At 69.8% G+C, this 24,493-nt stretch carries 30 protein-coding genes; 15 read left to right on the forward strand and 15 right to left on the reverse strand.

What is annotated here, in order from left to right:
• Positions 1-7: 7 nt before the first annotated feature.
• Positions 8-517: a Spy/CpxP family protein refolding chaperone gene (locus tag AAHG03_RS06455; protein ID WP_342149598.1), complete on the reverse strand. Its 510-nt coding sequence runs from the start codon at positions 515-517 to the stop codon at positions 8-10.
• Positions 518-944: 427 nt separating this feature from the next.
• On the opposite strand from AAHG03_RS06455, the gene AAHG03_RS06460 reads away from it, so the two are divergent.
• A complete protein-coding gene (locus AAHG03_RS06460) occupies positions 945-1,868 on the forward strand; it encodes a metal ABC transporter substrate-binding protein (RefSeq protein WP_342149599.1) in 924 nt (307 codons plus the stop codon).
• A 24-nt stretch (positions 1,869-1,892) separates the two neighbouring features.
• On the opposite strand, the gene AAHG03_RS06465 is transcribed toward AAHG03_RS06460, so the two are convergent.
• From AAHG03_RS06465 to ftsE, 3 genes are all read right to left on the reverse strand, one after another.
• Positions 1,893-2,594 carry a YdcF family protein gene (locus AAHG03_RS06465; protein ID WP_342149764.1) on the reverse strand — a complete coding sequence of 234 codons (702 nt, stop codon included), beginning with the start codon at positions 2,592-2,594 and terminating at the stop codon, positions 1,893-1,895.
• A 185-nt stretch (positions 2,595-2,779) separates the two neighbouring features.
• Positions 2,780-3,751 carry a cell division protein FtsX gene (locus AAHG03_RS06470; protein WP_342149601.1) on the reverse strand — a complete coding sequence of 324 codons (972 nt, stop codon included), beginning with the start codon at positions 3,749-3,751 and terminating at the stop codon, positions 2,780-2,782.
• Positions 3,751-4,461, reverse strand: a complete 711-nt coding sequence (gene ftsE / locus AAHG03_RS06475; protein ID WP_342149603.1) for a cell division ATP-binding protein FtsE — start codon at positions 4,459-4,461, stop codon at positions 3,751-3,753. Before ftsE ends, AAHG03_RS06470 begins: the two co-directional genes overlap by 1 nt.
• 151 nt (positions 4,462-4,612) lie before the next feature.
• Between ftsE and AAHG03_RS06480 the strand changes: the two genes are divergently transcribed.
• The 3 genes from AAHG03_RS06480 (at position 4,613) to AAHG03_RS06490 (ending at position 6,582) form a co-directional block, all read left to right on the forward strand.
• A complete protein-coding gene (locus AAHG03_RS06480; RefSeq protein ID WP_342149604.1) occupies positions 4,613-5,359 on the forward strand; it encodes a zinc-ribbon domain-containing protein in 747 nt (248 codons plus the stop codon).
• Between the two features lie 110 nt (positions 5,360-5,469).
• Positions 5,470-6,039, forward strand: coding sequence for a hypoxanthine phosphoribosyltransferase (hpt, locus tag AAHG03_RS06485; protein WP_056243345.1), 570 nt, complete (start codon positions 5,470-5,472; stop codon positions 6,037-6,039).
• Between the two features lie 177 nt (positions 6,040-6,216).
• The gene (locus tag AAHG03_RS06490) at positions 6,217-6,582 is read left to right on the forward strand and encodes a response regulator (RefSeq protein ID WP_342149606.1); all 366 of its coding nucleotides are present in this window, start codon (positions 6,217-6,219) and stop codon (positions 6,580-6,582) included.
• Between the two features lie 225 nt (positions 6,583-6,807).
• Here the strand turns inward: AAHG03_RS06490 and AAHG03_RS06495 are convergent, their stop codons facing one another.
• The gene (locus tag AAHG03_RS06495; RefSeq protein ID WP_342149607.1) at positions 6,808-7,323 is read right to left on the reverse strand and encodes a TspO/MBR family protein; all 516 of its coding nucleotides are present in this window, start codon (positions 7,321-7,323) and stop codon (positions 6,808-6,810) included.
• A 90-nt stretch (positions 7,324-7,413) separates the two neighbouring features.
• Here AAHG03_RS06495 and AAHG03_RS06500 point away from each other — a divergent pair, with 90 nt between their 5' ends.
• Positions 7,414-8,622 carry a trans-sulfuration enzyme family protein gene (locus AAHG03_RS06500; RefSeq protein WP_342149608.1) on the forward strand — a complete coding sequence of 403 codons (1,209 nt, stop codon included), beginning with the start codon at positions 7,414-7,416 and terminating at the stop codon, positions 8,620-8,622.
• A 92-nt stretch (positions 8,623-8,714) separates the two neighbouring features.
• Positions 8,715-9,173 carry a hypothetical protein gene (locus tag AAHG03_RS06505; protein WP_342149609.1) on the forward strand — a complete coding sequence of 153 codons (459 nt, stop codon included), beginning with the start codon at positions 8,715-8,717 and terminating at the stop codon, positions 9,171-9,173.
• A gap of 149 nt (positions 9,174-9,322) precedes the next feature.
• Here AAHG03_RS06505 and AAHG03_RS06510 read toward each other — a convergent pair whose 3' ends face one another.
• Positions 9,323-9,511: a hypothetical protein gene (locus tag AAHG03_RS06510; RefSeq protein ID WP_342149612.1), complete on the reverse strand. Its 189-nt coding sequence runs from the start codon at positions 9,509-9,511 to the stop codon at positions 9,323-9,325.
• A 262-nt stretch (positions 9,512-9,773) separates the two neighbouring features.
• Here AAHG03_RS06510 and parE point away from each other — a divergent pair, with 262 nt between their 5' ends.
• Entirely contained in the window at positions 9,774-11,825 is a 2,052-nt protein-coding gene (gene parE / locus AAHG03_RS06515; RefSeq protein WP_342149613.1) for a DNA topoisomerase IV subunit B, read from the forward strand.
• Positions 11,826-11,842: 17 nt separating this feature from the next.
• Here parE and AAHG03_RS06520 read toward each other — a convergent pair whose 3' ends face one another.
• Together AAHG03_RS06520 and AAHG03_RS06525 are read right to left on the reverse strand one after the other, a co-directional pair.
• Positions 11,843-12,235 carry a HEPN domain-containing protein gene (locus tag AAHG03_RS06520; RefSeq protein WP_342149614.1) on the reverse strand — a complete coding sequence of 131 codons (393 nt, stop codon included), beginning with the start codon at positions 12,233-12,235 and terminating at the stop codon, positions 11,843-11,845.
• Complete coding sequence (locus tag AAHG03_RS06525; protein ID WP_342149616.1) at positions 12,232-12,555, reverse strand: nucleotidyltransferase domain-containing protein; 324 nt, start codon at positions 12,553-12,555, stop codon at positions 12,232-12,234. Before AAHG03_RS06525 ends, AAHG03_RS06520 begins: the two co-directional genes overlap by 4 nt.
• A 282-nt stretch (positions 12,556-12,837) precedes the next feature.
• Between AAHG03_RS06525 and AAHG03_RS06530 the strand changes: the two genes are divergently transcribed.
• Positions 12,838-14,133: an LLM class flavin-dependent oxidoreductase gene (locus tag AAHG03_RS06530; RefSeq protein WP_342149765.1), complete on the forward strand. Its 1,296-nt coding sequence runs from the start codon at positions 12,838-12,840 to the stop codon at positions 14,131-14,133.
• A 5-nt stretch (positions 14,134-14,138) separates the two neighbouring features.
• Here AAHG03_RS06530 and AAHG03_RS06535 read toward each other — a convergent pair whose 3' ends face one another.
• Entirely contained in the window at positions 14,139-14,462 is a 324-nt protein-coding gene (locus AAHG03_RS06535) for a hypothetical protein (RefSeq protein WP_342149617.1), read from the reverse strand.
• Positions 14,463-14,532: 70 nt separating this feature from the next.
• Positions 14,533-14,775: a hypothetical protein gene (locus tag AAHG03_RS06540; protein ID WP_342149618.1), complete on the reverse strand. Its 243-nt coding sequence runs from the start codon at positions 14,773-14,775 to the stop codon at positions 14,533-14,535.
• A 217-nt stretch (positions 14,776-14,992) separates the two neighbouring features.
• Here AAHG03_RS06540 and AAHG03_RS06545 point away from each other — a divergent pair, with 217 nt between their 5' ends.
• The 5 genes from AAHG03_RS06545 to AAHG03_RS06565 all read left to right on the forward strand — a co-directional run bounded on the left by AAHG03_RS06545 (position 14,993) and on the right by AAHG03_RS06565 (position 19,258).
• Positions 14,993-15,211: a hypothetical protein gene (locus tag AAHG03_RS06545; protein WP_342149619.1), complete on the forward strand. Its 219-nt coding sequence runs from the start codon at positions 14,993-14,995 to the stop codon at positions 15,209-15,211.
• A 2-nt stretch (positions 15,212-15,213) separates the two neighbouring features.
• Complete coding sequence (locus AAHG03_RS06550; protein WP_342149621.1) at positions 15,214-15,516, forward strand: hypothetical protein; 303 nt, start codon at positions 15,214-15,216, stop codon at positions 15,514-15,516.
• A gap of 142 nt (positions 15,517-15,658) precedes the next feature.
• Positions 15,659-17,548 carry a tetratricopeptide repeat protein gene (locus AAHG03_RS06555; protein WP_342149623.1) on the forward strand — a complete coding sequence of 630 codons (1,890 nt, stop codon included), beginning with the start codon at positions 15,659-15,661 and terminating at the stop codon, positions 17,546-17,548.
• 380 nt (positions 17,549-17,928) lie between these two features.
• Positions 17,929-18,267, forward strand: a complete 339-nt coding sequence (locus tag AAHG03_RS06560; protein WP_342149624.1) for a GCG_CRPN prefix-to-repeats domain-containing protein — start codon at positions 17,929-17,931, stop codon at positions 18,265-18,267.
• A gap of 115 nt (positions 18,268-18,382) precedes the next feature.
• Positions 18,383-19,258 carry a 4-(cytidine 5'-diphospho)-2-C-methyl-D-erythritol kinase gene (locus tag AAHG03_RS06565; RefSeq protein ID WP_342149626.1) on the forward strand — a complete coding sequence of 292 codons (876 nt, stop codon included), beginning with the start codon at positions 18,383-18,385 and terminating at the stop codon, positions 19,256-19,258.
• Positions 19,259-19,456: 198 nt separating this feature from the next.
• Here the strand turns inward: AAHG03_RS06565 and AAHG03_RS06570 are convergent, their stop codons facing one another.
• The 4 genes from AAHG03_RS06570 to AAHG03_RS06585 form a co-directional block, all read right to left on the reverse strand.
• On the reverse strand, positions 19,457-19,633 hold the full coding sequence (locus AAHG03_RS06570) for a hypothetical protein (protein ID WP_342149627.1): 177 nt from the start codon (positions 19,631-19,633) through the stop codon (positions 19,457-19,459).
• Positions 19,634-19,809: 176 nt separating this feature from the next.
• Positions 19,810-20,286: a hypothetical protein gene (locus tag AAHG03_RS06575; protein ID WP_342149628.1), complete on the reverse strand. Its 477-nt coding sequence runs from the start codon at positions 20,284-20,286 to the stop codon at positions 19,810-19,812.
• On the reverse strand, positions 20,273-20,641 hold the full coding sequence (locus AAHG03_RS06580; RefSeq protein ID WP_342149630.1) for a rod-binding protein: 369 nt from the start codon (positions 20,639-20,641) through the stop codon (positions 20,273-20,275). Before AAHG03_RS06580 ends, AAHG03_RS06575 begins: the two co-directional genes overlap by 14 nt.
• A 26-nt stretch (positions 20,642-20,667) precedes the next feature.
• The gene (locus AAHG03_RS06585) at positions 20,668-21,807 is read right to left on the reverse strand and encodes a flagellar basal body P-ring protein FlgI (protein ID WP_342149766.1); all 1,140 of its coding nucleotides are present in this window, start codon (positions 21,805-21,807) and stop codon (positions 20,668-20,670) included.
• Positions 21,808-22,038: 231 nt separating this feature from the next.
• On the opposite strand from AAHG03_RS06585, the gene AAHG03_RS06590 reads away from it, so the two are divergent.
• Positions 22,039-22,473 carry a flagellar assembly protein FliX gene (locus AAHG03_RS06590; RefSeq protein ID WP_342149632.1) on the forward strand — a complete coding sequence of 145 codons (435 nt, stop codon included), beginning with the start codon at positions 22,039-22,041 and terminating at the stop codon, positions 22,471-22,473.
• 22 nt (positions 22,474-22,495) lie between these two features.
• On the opposite strand, the gene AAHG03_RS06595 is transcribed toward AAHG03_RS06590, so the two are convergent.
• On the reverse strand, positions 22,496-22,813 hold the full coding sequence (locus tag AAHG03_RS06595; RefSeq protein ID WP_342149633.1) for a GCG_CRPN prefix-to-repeats domain-containing protein: 318 nt from the start codon (positions 22,811-22,813) through the stop codon (positions 22,496-22,498).
• A 305-nt stretch (positions 22,814-23,118) separates the two neighbouring features.
• Between AAHG03_RS06595 and AAHG03_RS06600 the strand changes: the two genes are divergently transcribed.
• Positions 23,119-24,492: an MBOAT family O-acyltransferase gene (locus AAHG03_RS06600; RefSeq protein ID WP_342149634.1), complete on the forward strand. Its 1,374-nt coding sequence runs from the start codon at positions 23,119-23,121 to the stop codon at positions 24,490-24,492.
• Position 24,493 lies beyond the last annotated feature (1 nt).

The following is a 24,493-nucleotide window of genomic DNA, read 5'->3' on the forward strand; positions in this document are numbered from 1 at the left end:
CGGGGGCTCAATCGCGGCCGTGGCGGTGACGCCAATGATGCCCGCCACCGCCGGGGCGCAGCGGTCGGGCCAACACCATGGCGCGGCGCTTCTGGCCCTCGTCCAGGGTGGCGAAGAGCGGGGTGGTGGCGTCGGCGAGCTTGCGCAGGGCCTCGCCGCGGGCGGTGGCGGCATCCGCCATGCCGCGGAGCGCCACAGGGGCGTCGTCGACCATGCGCCCGCGCTCGCGGCGGGCGGTGCGCTGCGCGTCGCGCTGCTTGGCGAGGTCGCGGATCGCCGTCTCGACCGGCGGCCACAGCTTTTCCTGATCGGGAGTCAGCTTCAGCCCGGCGCGCAAGGCGGCGAGGCGGGCGTCCGTGAAGGCCGCCCGATCCTCCGGCGAGAGCGCGTTCCAGCGGCCGTGCCAGTGGCCGCGGGCGAACGGATCGGGCCGTTCGTTGGCTTGCGCGGCGAGGGCCGCGGAGCCGATCCCGATCAGCCCGAGGGCGGCGGCCCCCATCATTCTGCGATTCAGCATGGATGAACTCCATCCCGTGAGACACTTCCCCCGAAGTGGCGCCAGAATGGACAAGCTCGCCTCACCGCAGGGTGTCCGGCACATGACAGGTTGTCCATGTTCGCGGCTTCCTGTTTGCCTCAATCGCCGGCGGCCGCATCCGCGGCCTTGGCTATCGCTCCGCTAGAGCATCGGCCCGAAAGGTGGGAACCGGCTTTCGGAAAAAGCCGATGCGGCTCAAGAATCTAGACCGTCGTCTCGGATCCGATATCCAGGACGACGGTCTAGACGCCTCGGCTGAGCCGAGGCCGCTGCGCGCGGCGCTCTTCGCGCCGGGCCATAAGGCGCAGTCGCTCGTTCCGAGCGATTGCGATGAAGGATCGTCCCTCCCACTCTTGGCGATGTGATAATGTTACACTATGCCGACCGGACCAAAGGTCGGGAGCGTATGGGAATGGGCCGGGGATTGTTGCGGGTCTTGGTCGTGCTGGCGGCGCTGGCGCCCCTCTCCGCCACGGCGGGCGAGGCGAAGCTGAAGGCGGTGGCGACCTTCTCGATCCTGGCCGATCTCGTCGCGCAGGTCGGCGGCGAGCGGGTGGCGGTGACGAGCCTCGTCGGGCCGGACGCCGACGCCCACGGCTACAGCCCGGCGCCGGGCGATGCTCGCAGGGTGGCGGAGGCCGACCTCGTCGTCGTCAACGGCCTCGGCTTCGAGGGCTGGATCGAGCGGCTGATACGCGCTTCGGGCACCAAGGCGCCGGTCGTCACGGCCTCGACCGGCATCCAAACGATTCCCGCGAGCGAGGATCACGACCACGATCACGGGCACGCCCACGGTGAGGGCGACCATCCCGATCCGCATGCGTGGCAGAGCGTGGCCAACGTGAAGACCTACGTGGCCAACATCCGCGACGCCCTGGCCAAGGCCGATCCGGACCACGCCGCCGACTATTCGGCGCGGGCCGCGGCTTATACAGAAAAACTCGCCGCGCTGGACGGGGAGATCCGGGCCGGGCTCGCGGCGATCCCCGAGGGGCAGCGGCGGGTCATCACCACCCACGATTCCTTCGGCTACTACGCGGCGGCCTATGGGCTCCGCTTCCTGGCGCCGCAGGGCATCTCGACCAACAGCGAGGCCGGCCCGAAGGACGTCGCGCGCATCATCCGCCAGATCCGTCGCGACAAGGTGCCGGCGGTGTTCGTGGAGAGCATCGCCGATCCCCGGCTGATGCAGCAGATCGCCCGCGAGAGCGGCGCCAAGGTCGGCGCCCGCCTGTTCTCCGACGCCCTCAGCGGCCCGACCGGCCCGGCGCCGACCTATCTGGAGATGATGCGCGCGAACCTGAAGGCGTTTCGCGAGGCGTTGAGCTGAGGCCGAGCCCTCAGCTGGCGACGATCAATTCAATTCGCGCATCAATCGCTCCGCCACGATCTTCACCGGCTTGCGGCGGCCGACCAGCACGGCGAAGTGGGACTGCTCCGGGTCGGACTCGACCTGCGTGCGCAGCCACGCGACGAGGAATTTCAGGTACTCGGCGCCGACCAGGCGGGCGGCGGAGGGGTCGGCCCACCAGCGCGACACGTCGAAGCCGTCGGAGACGACCGGATAGGGGATGACCGTCTCGCCCTCGTCGAGCGCGTGGTGCAGTTCCACCAGGGTGCGCGGCATGTGGTAGTTCGAGGTCACCACAGCGATGCTGGCGAAGCCGTGGCGGCGCATCCAGCGGCGGGTCTCGATGGCGTTGCCGATGGTGTTGCGCGCCCGGTAGTCGAGATCGATGCAGCAATCGATCCAGTGCTGCTGGTTCGGGTTGAGCCGGGCGATCTCCTCGCGGCTGGTGCGCTCGTTGACGCCGGAGATCAGCAGGCGGCGGCCGTGGCCGGCGGCCAGGAGATCGATGGCGTCGCCGATGCGCTGCGAGCCGCCGGTGAGGACGACGATGGCGTCCGCCTTCCCCTGGGTCGGGCGCTCGGCCCGTTCGATCGCGGTGACGAAGGCGAAGAAGCCGCCCGCCAGCGCCAGGAACCCGAGCCCCCCGACGAAGACGGCAAGCCGCAGCAGCAGGCGCCCCCGGCCGATCTTGCGCGCCTCACCCATCCGCAGCGGCACCGGCGCCGACCAGGACCAGCCGAGCGCGTCCCGTGCTTTCAGGGTCAGGGCGCCGGTCGTCGGTCGTGACGTTCGCGCGGACATGGGCGACAGGACAGCGGCTCATTGCGGTATCATGGAGGCGGAGATTCGGTCCGCAATGCTTGATGAAAGGTTAACGGGGTTCTCCTCCTTCAGCGCAGGAAGTGGCGCACCGTCACCCGCGAGACGATCGCGGTGACGACGGAGGCGATGGCGCCGATCGCGACGATCACCGCGTAGCCCTGCCAGCCGATCTGGAAGGTGCCGAACAGGGCGGCGATCTCCTCCCCCGCCGGGCCGGAGCGCCACGCGCGGGCCGCCAACCCGGCGAGCGCGCAGACGAGGAGCGCCGCCCCCGCCCCGAGCGCGCCGCCGCGCAGCCCCAGGCGGAAGAACCGGCTCTGGAAGGCTTTTGCGATATAGGCGTCGTCGGCACCGACGAAGTGCAGCACCTCGACCACCTCGCGGTTGCCCGCCATGGCGCCCCGCGTGGCGAAGACCACGGCGAGCCCCGTCGCGATGAGCACCAGGGCGACGACGCCGATGCCGATGCCGGCCAAGGTGTTGGCCATCACCGACAGCCGCTGGAGCCAGAGCGCGTGGTCGTCGAGGCTCGCCACCCCCGGCAGCGCCTCGGTCAGCGCCGTGCGCAGGCTCGACAGGTCGGGGCGTGCCTCGGGCGGCAGGGTCAGCGCGATGAGGCGCGGCACGGGCAGGTCCGACAGGTCGAGGCCGCTGCCGAGCCAGGGCTCCAGCAGCCGCTCGGACTCCGCTTTGGAGAAGACACGGGCGCCGGCGATGCCCGGATGGGCGCGGGCGATGGCCTCCGCCCGCTTCACGTCGGCCTCGATGTCGCGGCCGGCGCCGGGGCGGACCTGCACGGTGACTTCCTGCGCGACGCTGCCCTGCCACTGGCCGGCGCTCGACACGGCGATCTCGGCCGCCCCCGCGCAGAGGGCGGCGAGGAAGGTCAGGATCGCGATGACGGCGGCGAGCGCCCGGCTCGCCGCGGAATCGGTCGGCACCAGGGGGGCGTTGCGCCGGAGGTTCGCCGGCAGCGGCGGCTCGGAGGGCTCGGATGCCTTGGCCGGGCGCGCGGGCGCGGGGGGGCGGGCCTCGTTCATCAGTTCTCGATCCGCAGGCGGCCCTCGCCGAGCACCATGCGGCGGGCATCGACGAGGTCCATCAGGCCGTAATCGTGGGTGGCGATCAGCACCGAGGTGCCGAGCCGGTTCAGCTCCATGAACAGGCGCAGCAGGCGCCGGGCGAGGCTCGGATCGACGTTGCCGGTGGGCTCGTCGGCGAGCAGCAATTCGGGCCGGGCGATCAGCGCGCGGGCGATGGCCGCGCGCTGCTTCTCCCCGCCCGACAGGAGCGGCGGCAGCACGTGCATGCGCTCGCCGAGCCCCACCCAGCGCAGCAGCTCGACGACCTCGGCCCGGTAGCTCGCCTCCGCCCGCTCCTGCACGCGCAAGGGCAGCGCCACGTTCTCGTAGGTGGTGAGATGGTCGAGCAGGCGGAAATCCTGGAACACCACGCCCATGCGGCGGCGCAGGCCCGTCAGCGCCTCGTTGGAGATGCCGCTCACCTCCTCGCCGAACACCGAGACGAGGCCCCGCGTCGGCTTCACCGACAGCAGGATGAGGCGCAGCAGCGTGGTCTTGCCCGCCCCCGAGGGACCGGTGAGGAACTGGAACGAGTGCGGCGCGATCTCGAAGCTCACGTCGGAGAGCACCTCGGAGCCGAGCCCGTAGCGCATGCCGACACCCTCGAACCGGACGACGGGCTCCTGCGCGCCGGACAGCAGGCTGCCCGTGTTCTTCCCAGCCGACAAGGCTCGCTCCAGCTGACTCTTCACAGGCGCCGGCCCCGCATTCGGGGCGGTGCGGCCGGCTTCACCGCCGGTTAACCCTACTGGGGGAGAACGTTTGTGTCCTTTTCGAGCGCGCGGCAACCCGCCGCCCCGGACTCGGCCGCGTATCCCCATGCTGATCGTCTGCCCGGCCTGCGCCAGCGAGTACCGCATCGATGCCGAGAAGGTCGGCACCGCCGGCCGCTCGGTGCGCTGCGCCGCCTGCCGCGAGACGTGGTTCATCGGCCCCGACGACGTCGCCGCCGGTCTGCTCGCCGAGATGACGCCGGAGACCGATCCGTTCAGCACCGGCCTCGGCAGCGAGGCGCCGGAGCCCGAGCCCCCGCCGGCCCCGAAAACTGAAGCGCCGCCGCGCCGCCGCCCGCCGCCCAAGGCAACGCGCAAGCCCAAGCGCAGCGGTCCGCGCCGCCTCTCGCCCGCGCTCGCCGCGGGCCTCGCGGTTGCCGCCCTGCTGCCGCTGGCCCTGCTCGGCCGCGCCACCGTGGTGCGGGCGATGCCGCAGACCGCCGCGCTCTATGCCGGCATCGGCCTCTCGGTGAACCTGCGCGGCATCGATTTCACCGATCTCGCCGCCTTCCAGAGCCCGGCCGAGGGCGCCGAGCCGGCCCGCCTCGTGGTCGAGGGCGACCTCGTCGGCGTCGCCCGCGAGCGCGTGGCGGTGCCGCCCGTGGAGATCGAGGTGCGCGACGAGCACGGCCAGTCGCTCTATCGCTGGTCGGTGCCCGGCCCCCGCGCAGCGCTGGAGCCCGGCGAGCGAGCCCGCTTCAAGGCGAGCCTGTCGGCCCCGCCGGCCCAGGGGCGCCGCATCGAGGTGCGCTTCGGCGAGACCGTGCCGTCGCCTGCGCCGCAGGAACACTGACGCCTGAGCGTCCGGTTCGAACGCTGGCGATGGCGGCGGCCCGTGCTATGCTGCCCTGCAGCACCCACTTTCGGCGCCGGTCGCGAGCGTCCCAGGTTTTCAAGATCCGCATGAGCACTGCATCCAAGCGCGTCCGCGTCCTGTTCGACGAGGCCACGATCGCCCAGCGCAACGACGAGCTCGCCGCCGAGATCGTCGCGGCCAAGCCCGACAACCTCCTCGTCGTCGCGGTGCTCAAGGGCAGCTTCATGTTCGCCGCCGATCTGCTGCGGGCGCTGCACCGGGCCGGGCTGTCGCCGCAGGTCGAGTTCGTGCACCTGTCGAGCTACCGCACCTCGACGGTGTCCTCCGGTCAGGTCGAGATCCTGCGCGACGTGCAGAGCGAGGTGCGCGGGCGCGACGTGCTGCTCGTGGACGACATCCTCGAATCCGGCCGCACCGTGGTCTTCGCCAAGGACCTGCTGATGGCCCGCGGCGCCCGGCGGGTGCTGACCGCCGTGCTGCTCGAAAAACCCGGCAAGCGCGCGGTGACGATCGAGGCGGATTTCGTCGGCTTCACCTGCCCCGACGTGTTCGTCGTCGGCTACGGCATGGACGCGGCCCACGCCTTCCGCCAGCTCCCCTTCGTCGGCCTCGTCGATTACGAGAGCACCGACCCGGACCTGTTCGGCGGCGCTTAACGCCGCGTCGGCGGCGCCTGACGCTCATTCGCAGTCGAGACTGATAAATCGGCGACACTCCGCCCATAAAAGCGGCGGAAGGAACCTGAAGCCCGACAAAGGCTTGACAGGCTACGGTCGTGCTTGATCAATCGATCGACACGACGACATCCCGAGAAAGGTAGAGGACAGCCGGTCATGGCGCGCATCCTGCTGGTGGATGACGAGGACACCTTGCGCGGCTTCCTGAAGCGGGGTCTCGAACTCGACGGCCACTCCGTCGTCACCGCCATCGACGGCAGCGACGGGCTCGACCGCCTGTCCGAGGCCGGCGGCAGCTTCGACCTGATGCTGACCGACATCCGCATGCCGCTGATGGACGGCATCGCCTTGGCGCTCGCGGCCAAGCGCGACTATCCCGACCTGACCATCCTGTTGATGACGGGCTTCGCCGACCAGCGCGAACGCGCCCGCGGCCTGGATGCCATCGTCACCGACGTGCTGACGAAGCCGTTCTCTCTGGCCGACCTGCGCTCGACGGTATCGCGGGCGCTGGCGGCCTGAACGCCGGGTTCCGGCACCCGTTTCGCGTGGATTACGGCCCCGCGCCGTCATTGCGAGGCGGAGCCGAAGCAATCCAGGGCGCGACGTTTTCGGATGTGGCGAGACCGCGCCGAAGATACGGCCACGCAAGCGCTCCATCCTGGAAGTGCGGAGCGCTGGATTGCTTCGGCTCCGCCTCGCAATGACGGTGAGGCTCTTCTTGTCCCGTCGTGATGCCGGTCGAGTTCAATTCATCTGCCAGATGACGCCATTGAGCAAACAGGCAAAACTGACCCACGCCGCATAGGGCACCAGCAGCCACGCCGCGGCCCGGTCGAAGCGCCAGGACAGGCGGATCGTCCACAGGATCATCGCCAGCATCGCCAGCGCGACGATCAGCGCGAGGCCGAGTTCGTGGGCGGCGAAGAAGACCGGGGTCCAGGCGGCGTTGAGGACGAGCTGGCCCGCGAAGGCCGCGAGCGCCAGCCACCACGCCCGCCGCGACGGGCCCGCCACCGGCCGCGCGCCGAGCAGCCGCCACAGCGAGACGGCGATCATGGCGTAGAGGACGGTCCAGGCGACCGGGAACAGCCAGTTCGGCGGGTTGAAGGCGGGCTTGCGGATCGTCTCGTACCACGTCTCGATGTTTGGGCCGGTGGCGAGCGAGCCGATCGCCGCGGTCAGCACCACCGGCAGGATCGCCGCGGCGAGGCGGGGCAGCGGCGGCAGGGCCGGCCGCTCGGGAACCTCCAGGGTGGTCATGCGCCGTATGATGCTCCGTCCGTCGTGTGATCGCCTTGCCCGGAACCTCGGTTTCGCTCAAGCCCGCGGGGCAGAGCGTACGAGGATGCGATGAGCCGGACCAACGCGCCCGAGACCGATCCGGATGCAGGCCGCGATGACGATCCCGCTCCCCTCGCGGCGACCGAGTGGAGCCCGCGGACGCTGGCCGCGCAGGCGATGGGCCATATCGATCCCGTGACCCGCGCGGTGGTGCCGCCGCTGCACCTCTCGACCACCTACCTGCGCGACGCCGACAACGCCTACCGCTCCGGCTTCTCCTACGCCCGGCCCGACAACGCGACCGTGCGGGAGGCCGAAGGCGTCATCGCCGCGCTGGAAGGCGCCGGCGCCGGCGCGCTGCTGTTCGGCTCCGGCATGGCGGCGGCGGCGGCGGTGTTCTGCGCGCTCGCGCCCGGCGACCACGTGGTCGCGCCCGAGGTGATGTATTGGGGCCTCAAGCGCTGGCTGCGCCAGGAGGCGGACCGGCTCGGCCTCACGGTCGATTTCGTCGCGATGGACGACCTCGCGGCGGTCCGCGCCGCGATCGTCCCCGGCCGCACCCGCCTCGTCTGGGCCGAGACGCCGGGCAACCCGCTCTGCACGATCACCGATCTCGCGGGCGTGGCCGGGATCGCGCATGCGGCCGGCGCCCGGCTCGCCGTCGATTCCACCGCGGCCAGCCCGATCCTGACCCGGCCGCTGGAGCACGGCGCCGACCTCGTGATGCACTCAGGGACAAAGATCCTGAACGGCCATTCGGACGTGGTGGCCGGCGTGCTCGCCGCCGCCCGCGCCGACGCGTTCTGGGAGCGCATCGTCGCGATCCGCGCCACCTGGGGGGCGATCCTGGGGCCGTTCGAGGCCTATCTGCTGATGCGGGGCCTGCGCACCCTCCCCCTTCGCGCGAGCGCCCAGAGCGCCGGAGCGCAACACTTGGCCGACCGCCTCTCCGGTCATCCGCTAGTGAGCCATGTCCTCTATCCCGGCCTGCCCGACCATCCCGGCCACGCGGTGGCGGTGCGCCAGATGCGCGGCGGCTTCGGCTTCATGCTGTCGATCCGCGTCGCAGCGGGCGAGGCGGCGGCGATCGCCACCGCCGCGCGGGTGCGGCTGTGGAAGCGGGCGACCTCGCTCGGTGGCGTGGAGAGCCTGATCGAGCACCGCGCCTCGGTGGAGGGCCCGACGACGCCCTGCCCGCCCGACCTGCTGCGGCTCTCCACCGGCATCGAGGACCCGGACGACCTGTTTCGCGATCTCGACGCGGCCCTGCGCGGCTGAAGCCGTCGCGCGGGATTTTTGCAGGGCACCCGACACATCGCGGCGTCTCGCGCGTTGTCGTGTCCGATTCCCTTGCCCTTCCGCGAGCCGACATGACGCCCCGCCTGCTCCTCGCCGCCCTCGGCCTCGCCGCGCTGACCGCACCCGCCCTCGCCGCCGATGGCCCGCCCAAGCTCGACGTGGAATCGACCTGCAAGTCGGCGCAGCGCGCCCAGGTCAGCATCAGCGACAACGCGAGCCTGGAGGGCTGCCTGCAATCCGAGCGCAGCGCCCAGGACGAGCTGAAGAAGAACTGGAGCAAGTTCCCCGGCGCCGCCAAGACTCAGTGCTCGCAGCAATTCACCGCGGGCGGTTCGCCCTCCTATGTCGAGCTGGTGACCTGCCTCGAACTCGCCAGCGGCACGGTGCCCTCGCAGGGGCGCGACGCTGCGGCCCAGAGCCCCGTTGGCGGCGGCAAGGCGCCCCCGGAGCGCAAGACCGGAAGCGACTTGACCAAGGAGCCCTCGCCGGCGCAACGCACCGACCCGATCAAGGTGCTGAACGACAAGTGATTTTTTGGGAGTGAGGGGCGGGCGCAAAGCCCGCTCACTTCATTGACGGTACGCCACCGAAGCTCACAGTGAAGCTTCAGAAAAAACTGCGCCCTGGATTGCTTCGGCTCCGCCTCGCAATGACGGGGTTGGAGCGGAAAGCGCGGCGATCAGACGAAATACGTGATCGTCGCAGCCAGCGCCGTCGCCATGGTCGCCAGGGCGAAGCCCGAATGCGCGAACATCAGCGAGCCCCGGGGAGCGACCACGGCCTCCTGCTCTTCGTAGCCGAAGGCCTGACCGGCGACGCGCTCCAGGCGCGAGAGGGAGAGGTGGCGGGCCTGCGCAGCGGCGGTCATCGGCGTGTCTCCCAATGGTCAAGCTCTCATTGGCGGAACAACGTGCGAACCCGCACATCGGTTCCGGCCCCGTCCGGCAGTCACTCTTTAACCATCCGCTTGCATCACTGGCGTGACGGTCCCGCGCCGGCCGGTTTGAACGCCGCGCCGTCGCCATGCGAGAGTACGGCCGAACGGGGTGCTTTTTGTTTCCCGTTTGTTCCTGTATCAAGAGGGTATGAAGAGCCATGCAGCCCGCCGCCCCGATTCGAGGAGCCGTCGCGTGAGCGATCCGGCGCGCGATCTGTTCGGGCCGGGGGGCAAGCCGCTGTCTACGGCCGAGCCGAAGCCGGTCGAGCGCCGCAAGCTCGCTGCTGTGCCGACCCCGGAGCCCGCCGAGGCCGGCTACGACGCCTCGGCCATCGAGGTGCTGGAGGGGCTGGAGCCGGTGCGGCGGCGGCCCGGCATGTACATCGGCGGCACCGACGAGCGCGCTCTGCACCACCTCTTCGCCGAGGTGATCGACAATTCCATGGACGAGGCGGTCGCGGGCCACGCGAGCTTCATCGAGGTGGAGTTGGAGGAATCCGGCAGCCTCGTCGTCACCGACAACGGCCGCGGCATCCCGGTCGATCCGCACCCGAAGTTTCCCGGCAAGTCCGCGCTCGAGGTCATCATGACCACGCTGCACGCGGGCGGAAAGTTCGACTCTAAGGTCTACGAGACGAGCGGAGGCCTGCACGGCGTCGGCATCTCCGTGGTCAACGCGCTCTCCGACGTGCTGGAGGTCGAGGTCGCCCGCAACCAGACCCTCTATCGCCAGACGTTTTCGCGCGGCCATGCGCAGGGCTCGCTTGAGACGGTCGGCCGGGTGCAGAACCGGCGCGGCACGCGGGTGCGCTTCCATCCCGACGCGCAGATCTTCGGCTCGCTCAAGTTCGATCCGCGGCGCCTGTTCAAGATGGCCCGCTCCAAGGCCTACCTGTTCGGCGGCGTCGAGATTCGCTGGCGCTGTGCCCCTGCCCTGCTCGAAGGCCTGGAGGACGTGCCGGCCGAGGCCGTTCACCGCTTCCCCGGCGGGTTGTCCGACTATCTCGCCCGCGACATCGAGGGGAAGGAACTCGTCCTCGACGCGATTTTTTCGGGCAAGATGACGAAGCCCGGCTCGCACGGCTCGCTCGAATGGGCGGTGGCCTGGACGGTGGCCGACGACGGCGTCTCGCATTCCTACTGCAACACGATTCCGACCCCTGAGGGCGGCACCCACGAATCGGGCCTGCGCGTCGCGTTGCTGCGGGGCCTGCGCGAGCATGCCGAGCGGGTGAACCAGGCCAAGCGCATGACGTCGGTGACGACCGACGACGTGATGGCGACCTGCGCCTCCATGCTCTCGGTCTTCATCCGCGAGCCGGAATTCCAGGGTCAGACCAAGGACAAGCTCGCGACGGTGGAAGCCTCCCGCATCGTCGAGACGGCGGTGCGCGACGCCTTCGACCACTGGCTCGCCGCCTCGCCGGCCCAGGCCAACAAGCTGCTCGACTGGGTGATCGACCGCGCCGAGGAGCGCCTGCGCCGCCGCCAGGAGAAGGAGGTCGCCCGCAAGAGCGCCACCCGCAAGCTGCGCCTGCCCGGCAAGCTCGCCGATTGCTCGGCCGCCGGCACCGCGGGCTCTGAGATCTTCATCGTCGAGGGCGACTCGGCCGGCGGCTCGGCCAAGCAGGCCCGCGACCGGGCCACGCAAGCCGTGCTGCCGCTGCGGGGAAAGATTCTCAACGTCGCCTCGGCCAGCCGCGACAAGCTCGGCGCCAACCAGCTGATCTCGGACCTGACGCTGGCGCTCGGCTGCGGCACCGGTGCCAACTTCCGCGAGGGGGATCTGCGCTACGACAAGGTCATCATCATGACCGACGCGGACGTGGACGGCGCCCACATCGCCTCGCTGCTGATCACCTTCTTCTACCGACAGATGCCGAAGCTCATCGACAAGGGCCACCTTTATCTGGCGATCCCGCCGCTCTACCGGCTCAGCCAAGGCGCCAAGTCGGCCTATGCCCGCGACGACGCCGACAAGGAGCGGATCATCAAGACCGTGTTCAAGGGGGCCAAGGTCGACATCGGCCGCTTCAAGGGCCTCGGCGAGATGATGCCCGCCCAGCTCAAGGAGACCACGATGGACCCGCGCAAGCGCACGCTCCTGCGCGTCGCGGTCCTGGACGAGGCGCGGGAATCGACCGGCGATACGGTCGAGCGGCTGATGGGGAACAAGCCGGAGGCGCGGTTCGCGTTCATTACGGAGCGGGCGGCGTTTGCGGATGGGGCGGAGTTGGATATTTGATCCAACCGCTCTTCCCCTCAGGCTTCTGAATCGCCCGCTGCGATCAGAGCTGTCGCTTGATCGAGGCAGCGCACCGCCTCCTCGATCAGCGCGGACGCTTCAGCTTCCGAAACGGTGGATGTACGGCCGATGCCGTAATCGGAAATCTCCTTGAACGTATACGCCTGTCCGAGGAACGTCAGTATCTCCCGGCCTTCGCCGGATAGAACCTGTGACAGCGCCGAGCGCACGCCACGGTGCGTCTTCGCGATCCGCCCGGTGCGCGCCAGAAGCAGCGCTTCCGCTGCATGGAATGCAACGTAGTAAGCGCAGCGCGCAGCAACCTTGTAGAGTGAGATCGCATGGATTTTGCGCGCGTCCGCCAAGTCCTCTGCCGCCTTGTCGAGATAGGCTCTGACTTCAGGCGTCATAGCGCGAGACCGTCGCGCCGCATTTCGAGCATGAAGCCTGTGCGGTCGGCGAGAGCGTGTGCCGGAAGAGGCAGAGCGTTTATGACTGCTCCAGTCTCGATCAACACATCTGTCCCGATCTCGGCGAGAACTCTGGCCTCGCGACCGACGCTGTCCATGTCGTTGAGGAAGAGAGCAATGTCGTAGTCGGAATCCGGCCGCGCATCGCCCCGCGCCCGTGAGCCGAACAGCACGACGCGCTCGATTCGCTCGCCATAGGCCGCCTCAAGGGCGGCACGGAAGCGGACCAGCACCGGGTCCTTGGTCGGATCGACGGTCATCGCTCCCCACCTTTTCCAATCCGCACCCTCATCCTGAGGTGCGTAGCCTCGAAGGAGGGCTCCAGGTCGCTCGGCGATCCCTGGAGCCCTCCTTCGAGGCCGCTTCGCGGCACCTCAGGATGAGGGGATCGGGTGGGAGAAAACAAGACTCCGGTTCGGGCGCGATCCGAGCCGTGCCGCACGCGCCAGCTCGCCCCATATCGCCCGTGATCGAGCCAGAAGCGGCCGGAGCCAGCCATGGGCGAAACAGCCAAAAACAAAAAACTCCACCTCGGCGCCTTCATGCGCCCCATCGGCATCCACACCGCGTGGTGGCGCTATCCCGGCGGTTATCCGGATGCGAACTTCAACCTCGATCACCTCGTGCGATTCATTCGCACGCTGGAGGCGGCGAAGTTCGATGCGTTCTTCATGGCGGATCATCTCGCCGTGATGAAGATGCCGATGGAGGCGCTCAAGCGCTCGGCCACCGTCACCTCGTTCGATCCGCTGACGCTGCTGCCCGCGCTCGCCATGGTGACCGAGCGGATCGGGCTGATCGCCACCGCCTCGACCACTTACAACGAGCCTTATCATGTGGCCCGCAAGTTCGCCTCGCTCGATCATATCTCGAAGGGCCGCGCGGCCTGGAACCTCGTCACCTCGGGCAACCCCGATGAGGCGCTGAACTTCGGGCGCGACGCTCATCTCGACCACCCGGTCCGCTACGCCCGCGCCCGCGAGTTTTTCGAGGTCGTCACGGGGCTGTGGGATTCCTGGGCCGACGACGCCTTCGTGCGCGACGTTGAGCAGGGGCTCTACTTCGACCCGGACAAGCTGCACACCCTGAACCACAAGGGCGAATTCCTGAAGGTGAAGGGCCCGCTCAACGTCGCCCGCCCGGTCCAGGGCTGGCCGGTGATCGTGCAGGCGGGCGCCTCCGACGCCGGTCGGCAGATCGCGGCGGAGACCGCCGAGATGGTGTTCGGCTCGTCCTCGTCGCTGGAGGCGGGGCAAAAATTCTACGCCGACGTGAAGGGCCGGATGCGCACGGTCGGCCGCGCGCCGGACGAGCTGAAGATCCTGCCCGGCGCCTTCGTCGTGGTCGGCGGCACGGAAGGTGAGGCGCGCGAGAAGAAGGCACGGCTCGATGCGCTGGTGCCGGTGGAGAGCGGGCTCGCCAACCTCTCGGTCCGGCTCGGCACCGACGCCTCGGGATTCGATCTCGACGCGCCGCTCCCTGAGATTCCCGAAACCAACGCCAGCAAGAGCGGGCAGGCGCAGATCGTCGAGTACGCCCGCCGCACCGGCGCGACCGTGCGCCAACTGGCGCAGAAGGTCGGCGGCTACAGCGGGCTGACCTTCGTCGGCACGCCCGAGCAGATCGCCGACCGGATGGCCGAGTGGCTGCAGGCGCAAGCCTGCGACGGCTTCAACGTCATGTTCCCGTTCGTGCCCGAAGGGCTCGACGATTTCTGCCACGGCGTCGTGCCCGAATTGCAGCGCCGCGGCCTGTTTCGCACCGAGTACGAGGGCACGACGTTGCGCGATCACCTCGGCCTGAAGCGGCCGGGCAACCGCTTTTTTGAACGGGCCTGACGCCGTTAGCGCCGGTTGGTCAGCCCGTAGAGCACGAACCCCGCGAGCCCAGCGAGCGCCAGCGCCAGCAACGGCTGGCTACCGACGCGGTCGGCCGCCGCCAGACCGCCATGCTTGGCCCGCTCGACCAGCGCCGTGCCCTTGAGCAGGCGGGCGGCACGCGCCCGGTTCTCTTCGCGGATCGGCACGCGCACCACGAAGCCGTCGCCGCTGCGGAAGATGTCGATGCTGTTGCGGGCAAACCCTGCGCGCACCAGCCGGCTCTTGGCGGCGTGGGCGGAATCGCGGGTGGCGAAATCGGCCTCGATGCCGATGGTGTCGTGGGACATATCTCCTCCTCGACGGTTCATCTGTCGGGGGGAGCAATCCGGCGCCCGCCGCGCCGGTTCCGGGCGCGGCTCAGGCGACGCCTTCCGCCTCGCAGGCATCGATGCGCACCGCGCCGTCCGCGGTCAGCGAGCAGATCACTTCGGTGCCGTCGTCCAGCGCGAAGGCATGGAACAGCCGCCGCTCCAGTTCTTCCAGGCCTTCGCCGGGCAAGTCCGCGATCTCGTCGCGGGTCCGCTCTTCGAGGTCGGGCAGAACACCGCGGCTCTCGCCGAGTTCCTGGGCCGATTTCGTCAGGATCACGTCGAAAGACATTGTCGCCTCCTTGCAACGACCTTGTCCGGGGTCGCGGAAGACAGGCCGATCTTGCGTCTTTTTTTAGGCAGAAGGTTTTCGCGCCACGGTTGAGCCTCGGCGCGCGGCTGTGACGCAGCCGCCGCAAGGGACTTTTCGGGAGCTTCCTGCGGCTCCCCCGTTCTACCTTCTCATCCCGGCCGTTCAGGGTCGGACCCCGCCCGGAGGCCGGCCCCGCATGAACCCGATCCTCGTCGTCGCCCTCGTCTGCGCCTCCACGGTGCAGGTGCCCGATTGCTCCCGCGAGACGGCGCTCGACATCATCGTCGGGCCGGCCCACACCCTGCAGGAATGCCTGATCCAGGGGCCGGTGCTCGCTGCGAGCGCCGGGCATACCCCGAACGATACGAAGACCTACGTGAAGACGCGCTGCGAGCAGCGGCGCAACGGGGGCTGACAATGGCCGGGAACGAGGAGGGCGCGGTCGATCCGACCCGCGCGGTGGAGATGCGGCTGCGGGCGCGCCTCGCCGTGGTCGAGCGCGCGGCGTGGTTCGGGATCATTGCGGCGATGCGGGCCGACCCCGCGGGCACGGAAGCGGCGATCGAAGCCGAGCGCGCTCGCTGCCGCGATGGGTTCGGCAGCGGCGCCTGGGCGAAGGATTTGACGGACGCCGAGCGCGCGCTGCTGAGCTCCGAGGTCGATACCGGCCTCGCCGGGCTGGTCGAAGACGCGAAAGCCGAGATCGCCGGCGACGCGTAAGCGGCAATTCGGCTCTCTCCCCGCGCCATCCTTTCGCCTTGCGGTGATGGCGGAAGGAGTCCAGTGTCCCCCGCCGAAACGGCGCCGGCCGACGACAGGGGGCAACCCTCGCGCGGCGCCGCAGGAGCCGCGTCTGGTGATCATGAACGGAACCACCGCCCGCCGGAGCGCCGCCGCGCTCGCCCTGATGCTCTCGGGCACGGTCGCCGGCAGCCTGCCGGCCGCCGCCCTGCAGCCGCGGGAATCCTCGCCGATCTCCGAATACGAGCCGGCGGAATCGCTGGAAGGCAACTTCCTCTCGGCCTACATCGCCGGCGCCTCGAAGGACACGGCGGCCGCCGCGAGCTTCTACCGTGAGGCGGTGAAGGGCGATCCGCGCAACGCCGAGCTTCTGGAGCGGGCCTTCGTCTCGCTGCTCGCCGACGGCGCGATGACCGACGCCTTCCGCGCCGCCGAGCGGCTCACCACCCGCGAGGGCTCGAACGGGCTCGCTCAGCTCGCGCTCGGCGTGCGCCAGCTCAAGGCCGGGCAATACGCCCCCGCCCGCCAGAGTTTTGCCCGCAGCGGCAAGGGTGCGGCCGCCGACCTGACCGCGACGCTGCTGACCGCCTGGGCCTATGCCGGCGCGGGCGACGGCAAGCGTGCCAACGAGACGCTGAACCGCCTGCGCGGCGAGCGCTACTTCAACGTCTTCCGCGACTACCATGCCGGCTTGATCGCCGCTCTGGTCGGTGACAAGGCCGAGGCCGAGCGCAAGCTCAAGGCCGCGTTCGAGGCCGACCACAACACGCTGCGCATCGTCGATGCCTATGCCCGCTTCGCCGCCGGCATCGGCCGCACCGATGTCGCCATCGACGCCTACAGCCAGTTCGAGAAGACCATGCCGCGCCACCCGATGGTGGTGGATGCCCTCGACAAGCTGAAGGCCGGCAAGCCGCTGCCGCCGCTGATCGCCTCGGCGCAGGAGGGCGCGGCCGAGGTGCTCTACGGGCTCGGCTCTGCCGGCTCGACGCAAGGGGACGAGCTGCCTGCGGTCGTCTATCTGCGCCTTGCCCTCTACCTCGCCCCCGAGCACGCGGTGGCGCGCCTGACGCTCGCCGACACCCTCGACCGGATGAAGCAGACCGAGCGCTCGAACGAGGCCTACGCCCAGATCCCGGCGAACTCCCCGCTCAAGCTCAACGCCGACATCCAGATCGGCCTCAACCTCGAGCAGATGGGCCGGGGGGAGGAGGCGCTGCAGCACCTCGACAGCGTGCTCAAGGCCAATCCGGACAACATCGACGTGATCTCGGCGCTCGGCAACGTCCAGCGCTCGCGGAAGAAATTCGCCGAGGCGACCGAGACCTACACCCGCGCGATCAAGCTGATCCCGGCGGGCAGCGAGGCCAACCACTGGACGCTCTACTACTTCCGCGGCACCGCCTACGAGCGCGCCGGCAAGTGGAACGAGGCCGAGGCCGATCTGAAGAAGGCGCTGACCCTGCTGCCGCCCACCCAGCCGAACGCCAAGGCGCAGGTGCTCAACTACCTCGCCTATTCCTGGGTCGATCGGAACATGAACATCGACGAGAGCTTCAAGATGCTGAAGCAGGCCGTCGATCTGTCGCCCCGCGACGGCATGATCATCGACAGCTTGGGCTGGGCCTATTACCGCCTCGGCCGCTGGGACGACGCGGTGCGCGAGCTGGAGAAGGCGGTCGAGCTGAAGCCCGGCGACCCGACCATCAACGACCATCTCGGCGACGCCTACTGGCGCACCGGCCGCCGGCTGGAGGGCAAGTTCCAGTGGCAGCACGCCAAGGACCTGAACCCCGAGCCGGACGATCTCGAAAAGATCAACGCCAAGCTGAAGGACGGTCTGCCCGAGCCGGACAAGCCGACCGCCACCGCCGAGAACCCGCCGGCTCCGGCCGAGCCGGTCCCCGCCCCCGTGGCGGCGCCGCACAACCCGGAGAACCCGGAACTGCCCAAGGGCGCCCCGGCGCCGGGCGACGCGCCGGGCTCGGCCGACAAGAAGCCGGGCGGCTAGTTTTTCTCCGTGCCCGCGGCGAGGCGCAGCCTCGCCGCTCTGTCGAATAACCGAATCCTACCCAATCCCCTCATCCTAAGGTGCCGCGAAGCGGCCTCGAAGGAGGGCTTCAGGGATCGCGCGATTCGCTGGACCCCTCCTTCAAGGGCGACGCTTCGCTACGGCACCTCAGGATGAGGGTGTGGGTGGGAGGCGGCCCGGCCTCACAAGTATTTGAATCGGGCCGCCCGAGCCGGACACACTATAGAAACAATCCGGCTTGGCCTTATGCTGCCATAAGTCCTTGTTCCAGAAGGAATATTAAACTTTCGTAATGCGGCAATGAAGGCTTCGGCACCGTCGTTCCTGGGGCATCCACTCAAGACCGAAGGAGGACAATCGTGCGATTCAAGATCGCTGCCGCTACCCTTCTTGCTCTCGGCACCGTCGCCGGAACGGCGGGCACCGCCGAGGCCCGTGACGGGTGCGGGCCCGGGTTCCATCGCGGCTGGTCGGGCTGGTGCAAGCCGAACTGGCGCCCCTACGCCTATCGCCCCGTCATCTACGCCCGCCCGGTCGTCTATCGCAGCTACGGCTACGGCTGGCGCCGCCCCTGGGGCTACCGCCATGTCGGCTTCGGCCGTCCGTGGGGTTACCGTCACGTCGGCTTCGCGCGCCCGTGGGGCTATCGCCACGTCGGCTGGCGCGGCGGCTACGGCGGCTGGCACCACCGCTGGTAAGCGAGCGGCGTCGGCGCGGATGCGTCCGCGCCGACGCTCTCCCCGGAGGGCGGCTTGCCCGGGGCGCCCCGCGCCCGTAAGGCAGGCCCCTCCCTTCTCGTCCGCCCGAGAGCCCGTGTCCCGTCTCACCACCCGCGCTCCGGCCAAGATCAACCTGACCCTGCACGTGCTCGGGCGCCGGCCCGAGGACGGCTACCATGTGCTCGAGAGCCTCGTGGCTTTCGCCGAGGTGGCCGACGTGTTGACGCTCGATCCCGGTCCCGACCTCACGCTCAGCGTCGCGGGCCCGACCGCCGGTCCGGCGGGCCCGCTCGACGACAACCTCGTCCTGCGCGCCGCCCGCCATCTCGCCGCGGGCGTGCCCGGTCTGGAACTCGGCGCCTTCCATCTTCACAAGGAACTCCCGGTCGCGGCCGGGATCGGCGGCGGCTCGTCGGATGCCGCGGCCGCTTTGCGCCTGCTGTCCGAGCGGAACGGGCTGTCCCTCGATCACCCGGCCGTCGTCGCGGCGGCACGGGCGACGGGGGCCGACGTGCCGGTCTGCCTCGATCCGCGCGGCCGGATGATGCGCGGCGCGGGCGAGGCGGTCGGCCCGGCGCTCGGTTTCGCGGCGCTTCCCGCGGTGCTGGTCAATCCCGGCGTGCCGGTCTCGACCGCGCCGGTGTTCAAGGCGCTTGGCCTCGCGGTCGGCCAGACCTTGGCGGGCGCCGAGCATCCCCCCATCGTTGCCGGCCTCGACGCGGACGGCGTGCTCGCCGCGATCCGGCCCGCCTGCAACGATCTCGAACCGCCGGCCCTCACCGTCGCCCCGGTCATCGGCGCGGCGCTGGCGCTGCTGCGGGCGCAGGGTGGTTGCCGGCTCGCCCGGATGTCGGGCTCGGGCGCGACGGTGTTCGCGCTGTTCACCGATGCCCCGGCCGCCGAGGCGGCGGCGAGGGCGGTACGGGCGGCGCAGCCGGGTTGGTGGGTCGAAGCGACCCGGCTCGCCTGAGGCGACCCGCCCTCCCCATCGATCCCACCCCACCCCCTCATCCTGAGGTGCGAAGCGTAGCGAAGCCTCGAAGGAGGGCTCCAGCGGATCGCGCGATCCCTGGAGCCCTCCTTCGACGCTGCTTCGCAGCACCTCAGGATGAGGGGGGTGGGGTGGGATGAGCGCTTAAATATTTCTCGAAGAGGCGGCGTAGTCGCCTCAGTGATCCGTACCCGGCCGGTTCGGGCGCGGCGCCTCGCCGTGGACCTGGGTGAAGCTCGAACGCTTCGTGTCGCCCTTCGATTGCGCCACCCGGCCGCGCTGCCAGAGGGCGAAGGCCGCGACGGCCACGATGGTGAAGACGGCGAGCAGCGGAATCAGCACGTCGTTCGACATGGCCGGCACCTCCGATGATTGATTTCGGGGGCAAACAACGGCAGGGGCGAAAGTTCCGGAAGCTTGAGCGCGACAGAGACCCGCGAAAAGTTCAGATTTCGCGCGGCCACGCAGCGCGCGTTTACGCCTTAACACGTCCCATCCTGTCGTCGTTGTCGCACCCTGCGGCCCGACCCTTACAGGTTGCGCGACAGAACCAGCGGCCCGCTGTTCGCCCCAGCCCGGCCATAGGGCGACGGCGCGTGCGAGGGGCGGCCGTAGACGGAAGCCGTGCGGGTCTTGGCCACCTCGTCGGCCAGCGCCTTGATCAGCCCTTCGGAGACGGTGCGGGCGGTGGCGAGCACCTGCTGGTTCACCTCCAGCACGGCGGCGAAGCGCTTCTGGGCGGCCCTCAAGGCGTCCAGCCCCTCGGGGGCGAAGCGGGCGAGCGCGATGGCGTTGGCTTTGGCCGCCTCCAGCCCGGTCATGTAGGCGGCGGCCAGTTCCGTCTTGGCCGGAGTGCCGGTCATCGCCTCGGCGATCCGGCCCGCGCGCACGCCCTCGCTCTCGCGGGCGAGCACCGCTTCGAGATCGCGCATCACGGCGAGCAGACCCTGCACGAAGGCCTGCGCCCCGGCGCGGTCGGTAAGGCGGAGAGGGTCACCGGCCGCCACGACCGGCCTCCTGCATCCGCATCATCTCGGAATAGACCTGATTGCTGATGCCGACGCCGCCGCTCTTAACGATGGCGTTGGCGTATTCCTTGGTCAGCATCGAGCGCCACACCCCGCCGCCATGGCCGTTCTCGCCGAGCGGGCCTTCAGTGCCCTCGCTCTGGTTCATCCGCTCCAGGCTGTCCTCCAGGAACATCTTCTCGAACTCGTTGGCGGTCTTGCGCGCCTTGGCCGAAGCTTGGGCCGAGGCCTGAGCGGTGTCCATCGTATTCGTGTCGGTCTTCGACAGCGATTGCAGCAGGTTCTTGCCGACGCCGGCGGCGGCGGAGGCCGCGAAGGTCGCGAGAGGCAGCATGGCTTCGTCCCCTGTTCGAAAAAGAATCACATCAGCTCGATGTCGGCTTGCAGCGCGCCTGCGGTCTTGATCGCTTGCAGGATCGAGATCAGGTCGCGCGGGCCGACGCCCAGCGCGTTGAGGCCGTCCACCAGTTCGCGCAAAGTCACGCCTTCCTTGACGAGCGCCAGCTTGTTGCCGTCGCCGGTATCGACCTTGACGCCGGTGCGCGGGACGATGGCGGTCTGGCCGTTCGAGAGCGGGCCGGGCTGGCTCACCATCGGCTGCTCGGTGATCGTCACCGTGAGGTTGCCCTGCGCGATGGCGACCGTGGAGACGCGCACGTCGCGGCCCATCACGATGATGCCGGAGCGCTCGTCCACGACGACGCGGGCGGTCTGGTCGGGCTCGACCTTGAGTTGCTCCACCTCGGTGATGAGGCGGATCATGTTGCCACGGTATTTCGCCGGAATCTGCAGCGTGATCGTGGCCGGGTCGGTGGGCTCCGCGGTGTCGGCCCCCATGAAGTCGTTGATGGCCGCCGCGATCCGCTTCGAAGTCGTGAAGTCGGGGTTGCGCAGCGACAGGCGTAAAGATCGCGCCTCGTTCAGCTTGAACGCCATCTCGCGCTCGATCAGCGCGCCGTTGGAGATGCGCCCGTTGGTCGGCACGCCGCGGGTGATCTTGGCCGCCTCGCCTTCCGCGGCGAAGCCCGCGATAGCGACCGAGCCCTGCGCCAGCGCGTAGACCTCGCCGTCGGCGCCGAGCAGCGGCGTCACCAGCAGCGTGCCGCCCTGGAGTGACTTCGCGTCGCCGAGCGAGGAGACGGTGACGTCGATATGCGTCCCCTGCGTCGAGAAGGGGGGCAAGTTCGCCGTCACCATCACGGCGGCGAGGTTCTGGGTGCGCATGGTAGCGCCGCGCGTGTTGACGCCGAGCCGTTCCAGCATCGCCTGAAGCGACTGCTTGGTGAACGGGATGTTGTTGAGCGTGTCGCCGGTGCCGTTGAGGCCGACCACGATGCCGTAGCCGACGAGTTGGTTCGCCCGCACGCCCTCGATCGAGGCGAGGTCCTTGACCCGCGATAGGGCGAAGGCCGGGCCGGGCAGCACCGCGAGCCAGCAGGCGAGCACGGCCAGGAGGCGGAACGGCAAGGAGGACAGGGAGGAGCGCTGGGGCAGCGGCATCGCGGGGGCTTCGACCGGATCGGGCGTCATGCCATCGTCCAGTGCCAGGGCCGTGCCAGCTGGGCGCTTTCGCTAAGCCGTTGATCCGTATGGGGTGTGAGAGCCGCGGCCTCTTCGGCACCGCATCCGTCGCCGGGCGCATTCCTGCCGGGGCGGCAGCTTCTGCCGGGATGTTTACCCGCGCTTAACCATGGTGGCCGCTTCTCGTAGGCGTCTTCGAGAGGCCGGACCATGCGCGTCGATCCCCGCTTTGCCGCCGCCGCCGCGGGCGCCCTCTCGGGCCCGCGCCGCGCCGCCGCGCCGGGTGCCTTCTCGGCCGGCGAGGCCGAGCCGCCGCGGGCGAGCACGGCGGGCGCGGCCCAGACCGGCATGCTCGCGGGCCTCGACGCGATCCTGACGCTTCAGGGGCAGGACAGCGCCGACACGCCGCAGGAACGCCGCCGCCGCTCGGTGCAGCGCGGGCACGACCTCTTGGACGGGCTCGACCGGCTGAAGGCCGCGCTGATCGGCGGACGGGTGGCGCCCGGCGATCTGCGCGCCATCGCCGGGCGGCTGGCCGAGCGGATGCCGGAGAGCGGCGACCCGCGCCTCGACGGACTCGTCGCCGAGATCGAGCTGCGGGCCGCGGTGGAACTCGCCAAGCTGGAGGCCGCGCGCGGCGTCTGAGCCGGCCGCGCGCGGCGAAAACTCAGTAGAACGGGCGCGGCGGTCCGTAGAACGGCCGCGGGCCGTAGCCGTAGGGCCGGTAGACCGGCCGCGGGCGGTAGTAGCCGTAGGGCCCGCCATAGACCGGCCGACCCCAATAGGGCCGCGGGCCATAGAGGTTCGGGCGGCAGATGCCCCAGGGATTGGGATGGAAGCCGGGGCCGCAGCCGCCGGCCGTGCGCTCCACCGGGCTCGTCGCGCCGAGCGGCGCCGGGCTCAACGGGGCGGCCTGCGCGCCGCCGACCCATCCGAGGCTGCCGGCGACCACCGCAGCCCATGCGAACGCCTTCGCGTGCGTCATCGTACGATCCTCTCCGTTCGGGCCGGGCGGCCCGTCGCAGAGGTAGGGTTAGGCCGGTCCTGGTGAACCTTGGCTGACGCGATCGCGGCGGGTTTCGGGCATCCGGCCCCGGCGTTGACGCCCCCGCCGCGATTCCCCACAAGGCCCCCGCGTGAGCGGAAGGCACCGGTCTCGCCAGCTAGAGCATTCCCCTTGGATACGAGATCTAGGGGGATGCTCTAGGTTCCTCTGCCGCATCGGCTTTTTCCAAAAGCCGGTACCCACCTTTTTGGGCCGATGCTCTAGGACGACCCGGCCCGCGCGCGATGCTGTTCAATTCCTTCGTCTTTCTGCTGGCGTTCCTGCCCACCGCCCTGGTGCTGCATGCGGGCGTCGAGCGTTATCGGCCCGATTGGCGCCTGCCGCTCCTCTTCGCGCTCTCGCTGGTGTTCTACGGCTGGTGGGATTGGCGCTTCCTGCCGCTGCTCGTCGTATCGATCGCGCTCAACTGGTTGATCGCCCGCGCCCTCCCGCGCCGGGCCTACACTTGGCTGTTCCCGGCGGCGCTCGCCGGCAACCTCGTGGTGTTGGCCGCCTTCAAGTATCTCGGCTTCCTCGCCGACCTCGCGAACCTGATCCCGGGCCTGAGCCTGCCGCACCTCGATCTCGTGCTGCCGCTCGGCATCTCGTTCTTCACCTTCCACCACATCATGTACCTGTCCGACCTGCGCGCGGGCCGCGCGCCTGCGCTCGGCCTGACCAAGTACGCCCTCTACATCGCCTTCTTCCCGCAGGTTCTCGCCGGCCCGCTCGTGCGCTGGAGCGAGATCGTCCACCAGTTCGACGAGCGCCCCTACCGGCGGCCGGATGCCGCCGAGCGGATCGGGCGCGGGCTGGTGCTGCTCGTCGTCGGCCTCTCCAAGAAGGTCTTTCTGGGCGATCCGCTGGCGGCCTACGTCAACCCGGTGTTCCAGGCGGCGACCGCGGGTCAGTCCGTCACCGCGGCCGAGGCGTGGCAGGCGACGCTCGGCTTCACCTTCCAGATCTATTTCGACTTCTCCGGCTACACCGACATGGCGCTCGGCATCGCGCTGCTGTTCGGCATCGTGCTGCCGCAGAACTTCGACGTGCCCTACCGCGCCACGTCGCTGCGCGACTTCTGGCGGCGCTGGCACATGACGCTGTCGCGGTTCCTGCGCGACTACCTCTACATCCCGCTGGGCGGGAACCGGCGCGGCCTCGCCATGCAGGTCGGCGCCCTGTTCGTCACGATGACGCTCGGCGGCCTGTGGCACGGGGCCGGGCTCACCTTCGTCGCCTGGGGCGCCGCCCATGGGCTCGGCCTCGGCGCGGGCGTGCTGTGGCGCCGCGCGGGCGGCCGGATGCCGGCGCCGCTCGGCTGGGCCCTGACCGCCGCCTTCGTGGTGCTGACCTGGGTGCTGTTCCGAGCGCCGACGTTCGAGGCGGCGCTGACGATCTACAAGGGGCTGTTCGGCCTCGCCGAGCCGGGGGCCGGCTTCAAGTGGCGCACGATCCTGTTCGCCGCCCTGGTCGCCATCGTCGGCCCCAGCGCCTGGGCCGCGATCCACGGCCTGCCGCCGCGCCGCCCCCTTGCCGTGGCCTGCGCCGTCCTGTTCGTCGTCATCCTCCTCAAGATCGGGGACGACGCGAACTACGAGTTCATCTACTTCCAGTTCTGAT

This window comes from Methylorubrum subtropicum (assembly GCF_038442325.1).
In the GTDB taxonomy this organism is placed as follows: Bacteria; Pseudomonadota; Alphaproteobacteria; order Rhizobiales; family Beijerinckiaceae; genus Methylobacterium; species Methylobacterium subtropicum.

What these genes read in the sequence shown, in the direction of transcription:
- AAHG03_RS06455 (WP_342149598.1), bottom strand. Translation starts at nt 517, where the DNA reads ATGCTGAATCGCAGAATGATGGGGGCCGCCGCCCTCGGGCTGATCGGG.
- AAHG03_RS06460 (WP_342149599.1), top strand. Translation starts at nt 945, where the DNA reads ATGGGAATGGGCCGGGGATTGTTGCGGGTCTTGGTCGTGCTGGCGGCG.
- AAHG03_RS06465 (WP_342149764.1), bottom strand. Translation starts at nt 2,594, where the DNA reads ATGGGTGAGGCGCGCAAGATCGGCCGGGGGCGCCTGCTGCTGCGGCTT.
- AAHG03_RS06470 (WP_342149601.1), bottom strand. Translation starts at nt 3,751, where the DNA reads ATGAACGAGGCCCGCCCCCCCGCGCCCGCGCGCCCGGCCAAGGCATCC.
- AAHG03_RS06480 (WP_342149604.1), top strand. Translation starts at nt 4,613, where the DNA reads ATGCTGATCGTCTGCCCGGCCTGCGCCAGCGAGTACCGCATCGATGCC.
- hpt (WP_056243345.1), top strand. Translation starts at nt 5,470, where the DNA reads ATGAGCACTGCATCCAAGCGCGTCCGCGTCCTGTTCGACGAGGCCACG.
- AAHG03_RS06490 (WP_342149606.1), top strand. Translation starts at nt 6,217, where the DNA reads ATGGCGCGCATCCTGCTGGTGGATGACGAGGACACCTTGCGCGGCTTC.
- AAHG03_RS06495 (WP_342149607.1), bottom strand. Translation starts at nt 7,323, where the DNA reads ATGACCACCCTGGAGGTTCCCGAGCGGCCGGCCCTGCCGCCGCTGCCC.
- AAHG03_RS06500 (WP_342149608.1), top strand. Translation starts at nt 7,414, where the DNA reads ATGAGCCGGACCAACGCGCCCGAGACCGATCCGGATGCAGGCCGCGAT.
- AAHG03_RS06505 (WP_342149609.1), top strand. Translation starts at nt 8,715, where the DNA reads ATGACGCCCCGCCTGCTCCTCGCCGCCCTCGGCCTCGCCGCGCTGACC.
- AAHG03_RS06510 (WP_342149612.1), bottom strand. Translation starts at nt 9,511, where the DNA reads ATGACCGCCGCTGCGCAGGCCCGCCACCTCTCCCTCTCGCGCCTGGAG.
- AAHG03_RS06520 (WP_342149614.1), bottom strand. Translation starts at nt 12,235, where the DNA reads ATGACGCCTGAAGTCAGAGCCTATCTCGACAAGGCGGCAGAGGACTTG.
- AAHG03_RS06525 (WP_342149616.1), bottom strand. Translation starts at nt 12,555, where the DNA reads ATGACCGTCGATCCGACCAAGGACCCGGTGCTGGTCCGCTTCCGTGCC.
- AAHG03_RS06530 (WP_342149765.1), top strand. Translation starts at nt 12,838, where the DNA reads ATGCGCCCCATCGGCATCCACACCGCGTGGTGGCGCTATCCCGGCGGT.
- AAHG03_RS06535 (WP_342149617.1), bottom strand. Translation starts at nt 14,462, where the DNA reads ATGTCCCACGACACCATCGGCATCGAGGCCGATTTCGCCACCCGCGAT.
- AAHG03_RS06540 (WP_342149618.1), bottom strand. Translation starts at nt 14,775, where the DNA reads ATGTCTTTCGACGTGATCCTGACGAAATCGGCCCAGGAACTCGGCGAG.
- AAHG03_RS06545 (WP_342149619.1), top strand. Translation starts at nt 14,993, where the DNA reads ATGAACCCGATCCTCGTCGTCGCCCTCGTCTGCGCCTCCACGGTGCAG.
- AAHG03_RS06550 (WP_342149621.1), top strand. Translation starts at nt 15,214, where the DNA reads ATGGCCGGGAACGAGGAGGGCGCGGTCGATCCGACCCGCGCGGTGGAG.
- AAHG03_RS06555 (WP_342149623.1), top strand. Translation starts at nt 15,659, where the DNA reads ATGAACGGAACCACCGCCCGCCGGAGCGCCGCCGCGCTCGCCCTGATG.
- AAHG03_RS06570 (WP_342149627.1), bottom strand. Translation starts at nt 19,633, where the DNA reads ATGTCGAACGACGTGCTGATTCCGCTGCTCGCCGTCTTCACCATCGTG.
- AAHG03_RS06580 (WP_342149630.1), bottom strand. Translation starts at nt 20,641, where the DNA reads ATGCTGCCTCTCGCGACCTTCGCGGCCTCCGCCGCCGCCGGCGTCGGC.
- AAHG03_RS06585 (WP_342149766.1), bottom strand. Translation starts at nt 21,807, where the DNA reads ATGCCGCTGCCCCAGCGCTCCTCCCTGTCCTCCTTGCCGTTCCGCCTC.
- AAHG03_RS06590 (WP_342149632.1), top strand. Translation starts at nt 22,039, where the DNA reads ATGCGCGTCGATCCCCGCTTTGCCGCCGCCGCCGCGGGCGCCCTCTCG.
- AAHG03_RS06595 (WP_342149633.1), bottom strand. Translation starts at nt 22,813, where the DNA reads ATGACGCACGCGAAGGCGTTCGCATGGGCTGCGGTGGTCGCCGGCAGC.
- AAHG03_RS06600 (WP_342149634.1), top strand. Translation starts at nt 23,119, where the DNA reads ATGCTGTTCAATTCCTTCGTCTTTCTGCTGGCGTTCCTGCCCACCGCC.